This window comes from Brevundimonas sp., assembly GCF_023259385.1.
Lineage (GTDB): Bacteria > Pseudomonadota > Alphaproteobacteria > Caulobacterales > Caulobacteraceae > Brevundimonas.
In genome coordinates this window covers 1-5480 of the sequence record NZ_JAHFPF010000234.1, presented here as the reverse complement: position 1 = coordinate 5480, position 5480 = coordinate 1, and the positions used below count along the sequence as shown (strand labels likewise).

4 protein-coding genes and 1 pseudogene are annotated in these 5480 nt (G+C 66.6%); 1 reads left to right on the top strand and 4 read right to left on the bottom strand.

Features of this window, described 5'->3' with window-relative positions; translation table 11 throughout:
* A partial coding sequence (locus tag Q0C81_RS15320) for a calcium-binding protein (protein WP_291839832.1) occupies positions 1 to 1128 on the bottom strand: 1128 nt, incomplete at its 3' end.
* 184 nt (positions 1129 to 1312) lie between these two features.
* Complete coding sequence (gene ettA, locus Q0C81_RS15315; protein WP_291839829.1) at positions 1313 to 2980, bottom strand: energy-dependent translational throttle protein EttA; 1668 nt, start codon at positions 2978 to 2980, stop codon at positions 1313 to 1315.
* Positions 2981 to 3164: 184 nt separating this feature from the next.
* Here ettA and Q0C81_RS15310 point away from each other — a divergent pair, with 184 nt between their 5' ends.
* Complete coding sequence (locus Q0C81_RS15310; RefSeq protein ID WP_291839826.1) at positions 3165 to 4679, top strand: serine hydrolase; 1515 nt, start codon at positions 3165 to 3167, stop codon at positions 4677 to 4679.
* A 30-nt stretch (positions 4680 to 4709) separates the two neighbouring features.
* On the opposite strand, the gene Q0C81_RS15305 is transcribed toward Q0C81_RS15310, so the two are convergent.
* Together Q0C81_RS15305 and Q0C81_RS15300 are read right to left on the bottom strand one after the other, a co-directional pair.
* Positions 4710 to 5063, bottom strand: coding sequence for a hypothetical protein (locus Q0C81_RS15305; protein ID WP_291839822.1), 354 nt, complete (start codon positions 5061 to 5063; stop codon positions 4710 to 4712).
* A 65-nt stretch (positions 5064 to 5128) separates the two neighbouring features.
* Positions 5129 to 5480, bottom strand: a pseudogene (locus tag Q0C81_RS15300) (alpha/beta hydrolase); the annotation flags it as partial.

Sequence of the window (5480 nt, the reverse complement as noted above, 5' to 3'; positions counted from 1 at the left end):
GCTGTAGTCGACGATGTCGAAGCCAGTTCCGCCATCCATCAGGTCCGCGCCGGTTCCGCCGCGCAGGATGTCATCGCCGCCGCCGCCGCGCAGGATGTCGTTGCCGGCTCCGCCGTTCAGCTTATCGCCATTGGAGTAATAGAGGATGTTCTGAGGATTCGGGATGCGGACTTCTGTGCTTACGCCCTGATCGCCGCCGGTGATCACATCGTTGCCGGAGCCGCCGAAGAATTCCAAAACCTCGATGCCCTGCACCGAGCCGCGCTGAACGCCGTCCACCAGAAGCGCGTTCACGCCGGAGCCGCTGTTGTCCAGCGTGATCGAGCCAGTGGCGCTGGTATGCATCAGCACCGCCCGGTCACGCCCGGCTCCGCCGTTCACGGTGTCGAAGCCACCGTCGGCGTCGTGCCTGAGGACCGCCCCAGGGAGCCACGCCAATCCTTCAAAGGCGCGTGGTTTGTACTGCGCGTCGTTAAGAAGAACCACGCCGGTGTAGATCAGGTCGTCGCCGTCTCCCCCATTCAGGATGTCGTCGCCCCCGCTGCCGACCAGCACATCGATGCCGTCGCCGCCATTCAGGGTGTCCGCGCCGGACAGGAGGTGATCGGGACGCCAGTCATCTCCCATCAGGAGGTCATCGCCGCTCTCGCCATTGAGGATGTCGTTCCCACCGAAACCGATGAGGGTGTTCACGGCGCCCGAGCCGTTCAGCGTCTCGCTGTTGCCGGTTCCAAAGGCGCGGTTTCCACTGATGATGGGTGGGATGTAGAAGCCTGACAGGTTCTCCGAGTACAGGTCTCCACGCTGGATGTTCTGGATCAGGGCGACGAGCGATCCGCCGGCCGTGTAGATGCCGACCACAGGCGCCCAGGCGTGGGTGTCGTCAAATTCAGCGAGCCCCAGTTGGCCAGTTATGAAGGGATCCGTCCCGGCCACGTAACCGGGCAGGTTGCCGGCCGCCAGCCAGGCTTGCAGGTCCAGCACGTCGCCGCCCGGACCGGGCCGGAAATTCGTGATCGTGCCGGTGACGGGGATAATGGCCGCTTGCGGACCGTGGCCTTCGCCAGACGCCGCCAACGGCTCGATCAGGACCGTGTTGATTCCACCCTTGCCCGCGACGGTCGACATGACAGCGTATCCCCGTGGCCGCACTTGGCCATATGTTGATCAGGGAACACCAATTTTGAACGCGCACTCCCCCTGACCGCCAAGCTAGCAGGCATCGAAGGGGGGGCAAAGATTTGCTTTGTTACGATTTTAACTCAAACGCTTCGGGGCTGCGGCGCGATGCCACGCGCCGCAGCCTGCCGGATCAGCGCCCGAACTTCTGGAACTTGATCCGGTGCGGGATCAGGCTCTCAACGCCGAGGCGGCGCTTCTTGTCTTCCTCATAGGCCTCGAAATTCCCTTCGAACCATTCGACGTGGCTGTCGCCCTCGAAGGCCAGGATGTGGGTCGCCAGACGGTCCAGGAACCAGCGATCGTGGGAGATGACCACGGCGCAGCCGGCGAAGCCTTCCAGGGCCTCCTCGAGGTTCTGCAGGGTCTCGATGTCCAGGTCGTTCGTCGGTTCGTCGAGGAGGATCAGGTTGCCGCCCGAAGCCAGGGTCTTGGCCAGGTGAACGCGGTTGCGCTCACCGCCCGACAGCTGGCCGACCTTCTTCTGCTGGTCGCCGCCCTTGAAGTTGAAGCTGCCGACGTAGGCGCGCGAGTTAATCTCGCGCTTGCCGACCATCATGATGTCGGTGCCGCCCGAGATGGCCTGCCAGATAGTCTCGTCCGGCTTCAGGTCGTCGCGCGACTGGTCGACATAGGCCAGCTTGACGGTTTCGCCGACCTTGATCGTGCCCCCGTCGGGCTGTTCCTGGCCGGTGATCAGCTTGAACATGGTCGACTTGCCGGCGCCGTTCGGGCCGATCACCCCGACGATGCCGTTGGGCGGCAGCTTGAAGGTCAGGTTGTCGAACAGGACCTTGTCGCCATACGACTTCTGCAGGCCCTCGACCTCCAGCACGACGTTGCCCAGGCGCGGACCCGGCGGGATCTGGATGACGGCGTGCGTCTGGGCGCCGCGCATGCTCTCCTGCTCGTCGACCATCCGCTCATAGGCGGCCAGACGGGCCTTGGACTTGGCTTGACGGGCCTTGGCGCCCGAGCGGACCCATTCCAGTTCGCGGGTCAGGGCGCGCTGGCGGGCTTCGGATTCCGATTGCTCCTGCACCACGCGCTTGGTCTTGGCTTCCAGCCACGAGGAGTAATTGCCCTCGTGCGGGTGGCCCTTGCCGCGGTCCAGCTCCAGCGTCCACTTGGTCACCAGATCCAGGAAGTAGCGGTCGTGGGTCACCAGGATGACGCAGCCGGGGAAGTTCTCAAGGTGGTGCTGCAGCCAGGCGACGGACTCGGCGTCCAGGTGGTTGGTCGGTTCGTCGAGCAGCAGCATGTCGGGCTTCGACAGCAGCAGGCGGGCCAGGGCCACGCGACGCTTCTCACCACCGGACAGGTTGGTGACCTCCCAGTCGTCGGGCGGGCAGCGCAGGGCGTCCATCGCCATCTCGATGCGGCTGTCGATGTCCCAGACGTCGCCGGCGTCGATCTTCTCCTGGAGGGCGGTCATCTCCTCCATGAGCTCGTCGGAGTACTCCTCGGCCATTTCCATGGCGATGGCGTTGAAGCGGTTGACCCACTGCTTCTCTTCGCACCAAGACTCGACGTTCTCGCGGACGTTCAGGGCGGGATCCAACTGGGGCTCCTGCTCCAGGTAACCGCGCTTGATGCCGTCGGCGGCCTTGGCCTCGCCGGAGAATTCCTTGTCCAGCCCGGCCATGATCTTCAGCAGGGTGGACTTACCCGAGCCGTTGACCCCGACCACGCCGATCTTGGCGTCGTTGTAGAAGCTCAGCCAGATGTTCTCGAAGATCTTCTTGCCGCCGGGAAAGGCCTTGGTCAGGCCCTGCATCTGGAAAATATATTGCTGCGCCATGAGGTGCGGTGCGCCCTGTCGTCTGATCGGATGGGGAGGTTGGCGCGGGATGTAGCCGCCACGCCGCTTCAGGGCAAATGACTAGCGGACGGGCAGGGCGGTTTGATGGCCGCGGCCTGCATCCATTTGATCACCTGGCGGCCTCTCTGCCGTACGCCTCGCTGTCGGGGCCGAGGGAGCATCCATGCGTTCGAATCTCGCCGCGACGGCCCTTGCGGCCGCGATCCTGCTTGTCGTGCCGGCCGCAGCAGGCGCCCAGGACCGCGCCGCCTTCCCCGCCGCCATGGACGCCTTCGCGCGCCGGGCGCTGGCGCGGACCGAGGCCGTGCCGGGCATGGCCGTGGCCGTCGTGGACCAGAACGGCGCGATCTACACCGGAGGCGTCGGCGTGGCGGATGTCGCGAGCGGCGCGCCGGTGGACGCGGACACCCGCTTCTACATCGCCTCGGCGACCAAATCCTTCACCGCCCTGGCCATCGCGGCGATGGCGGGACGGGGCGAGGTCGATCTGGAGGCGCCGCTGGCCGCGTGGTCGCCGGACTCGGGCGTGCCCGCCGACATCGCCGGGCGGATCACCCTGACCGACCTGCTCAGCCATCGGTCGGGCGTCGAGAACGGGCCGATCGCCTTCCGCGCCGCCTTCTCGGGCGACTGGACCCCGGCGCTCATGTGGGACCTGACCGCGCAGACCCGGCCGCGCGACGGCGGGGGCTATGGGACCTTCGCCTACACCAACTCGGGCTACAACCTGGCCACGGTCTTGATGGAGCATGAACGGGGCCGCGACTGGCGCGCGCTGGTGCAGGGCGAGGTCCTGACGCCGCTGGGCATGACCGACACCACAGCCTTCATCGACGAGGCGCGGGCCGAGGGTCACACCGTCGCCGCCGGCCATTTCGGGCGTCTCTCCGGACAGCCGGAGCGGTCATATCTGCAGAAGACCGACGCCACGATGCAGTCGGCGGGCGGGCTGGTCTCCACGGCGCACGACATGGCCATCTGGCTGGAGGCGCAGGTGACGGACGGAACGGTCGGCGGCGGCCGCGTCCTGCCCGCCGGCCTCATCGCGTCCACCCATGCGTCCCGCGTGGCGCAGGAGACGACCTTCGGTCCCTATGTCCGCACCGGCTACGGCCTGGGCTGGCAGGTCGGGCGATACGGCGACGACGTCCTGATCCACCATTTCGGCAATTTCTCGGGCTCGCGGGCCCACGTCTCCTTCATGCCGGAGCGTCATCTGGGCGTGGCCGTGATGGTCAACGAGGACGCCTTCGCGGGCGAACTGGCCGACCTGGTCGCCAACTACGCCTATGACTGGTTCGCGAACCTGCCGGATGTGGATGCCGTCTATGACGCGAAGCTGGCCGAGCTGGTTGTCCGCAGGGACCGGCGGCGCGAGGGGATCGCCGGCAACCTGGCCGCCCGCGCACAGCGGCCCCGCACGCTGAGCCTTCCGAACGCCGCCTATGTCGGCGATTACGTCAGCCCGGCGTACGGGACCCTGAGCGTGAGCGAGGACGGCGACCGCCTGCGGCTGACCATCGGCGTGCAGTCGGCGGTGGCCGAGAACTTCACCGATCCGGAAAGCCTGCGGGTCGAACTGACACCCTACACCGGCCAGGGCGTCACCTTCCGGCTCGGCGCCGACGGACGCCCCGTGTCGCTGGATTACGACGGCGACATCTACACGCGGCGCTGACGGGTGCTTGGGGCCTTGCAGGCGCCGCCGTCAGGTCGCGACGTGACGGGCGCCGCGACGGATGACGACTCCGCCCACAACCAGGGCCAGGCCGGCGCCCATCAGGAACATCGAGACGGCGCCGCCCCCGATCTCGCTGTTGTTCGCCGCGCTGATGGATCTGGCCGCGGATGTTGCGTCCGTCGCAGTGGTCGCGGTGGCGAAAGCGACCTGTTTGCATTGAGCGATCAGATCCGCATCGGCCCCACGTTCGGCCATTGAAGCCTCGCAAGCCTGTCTCAGGCCTGGATCGGCCGTCGGTGGACCACCCGTGAAGTGCATCCACCCACCGGCAATGATCAGGATGACCCCAAGCGCGATCAGAACGAGCGGATTTTTCTTCAAGAGAACCCCCTATTGCGGCGACTTTGAACGAAGGCCGCCGCGGTCGGATCGGTTCCCCGAAAGCGCTACGTCTGCGCCGGCAGGAGGGCCATCAGGGCGCGGGTGAAGCCGACCGGGGCGACGGTCAGATGATCCTCGTCCCCCAGCACCGCCGACTGGACCCGAAGGCCCGGATAGGCACGGGATTTCAGGGTCCGTTCCATGGTCCGCACGTCCCCGACCATGTCGGCGTCCGTCGTATGGCGGGGGCCGGGGCCGGGAGTCTCATAGGCGCCGATATACATGAAGACCTCGGCCGGCAGGTCGCGGTGGGTGCGGGCGTATTCGGCCTCCATCGTCATGATGTGCCGCCGGTCGAACCAGAAGGACGGACTGCCCAGCACATAGCCGTGGAACAGCGCCGGATCGGTGAACAGG

Bases quoted from the DNA above. Each gene is read 5' to 3' on its own strand.
- Q0C81_RS15310 (WP_291839826.1), top strand. From the start codon at position 3,165: ATGCGTTCGAATCTCGCCGCGACGGCCCTTGCGGCCGCGATCCTGCTT.
- ettA (WP_291839829.1), bottom strand. From the start codon at position 2,980: ATGGCGCAGCAATATATTTTCCAGATGCAGGGCCTGACCAAGGCCTTT.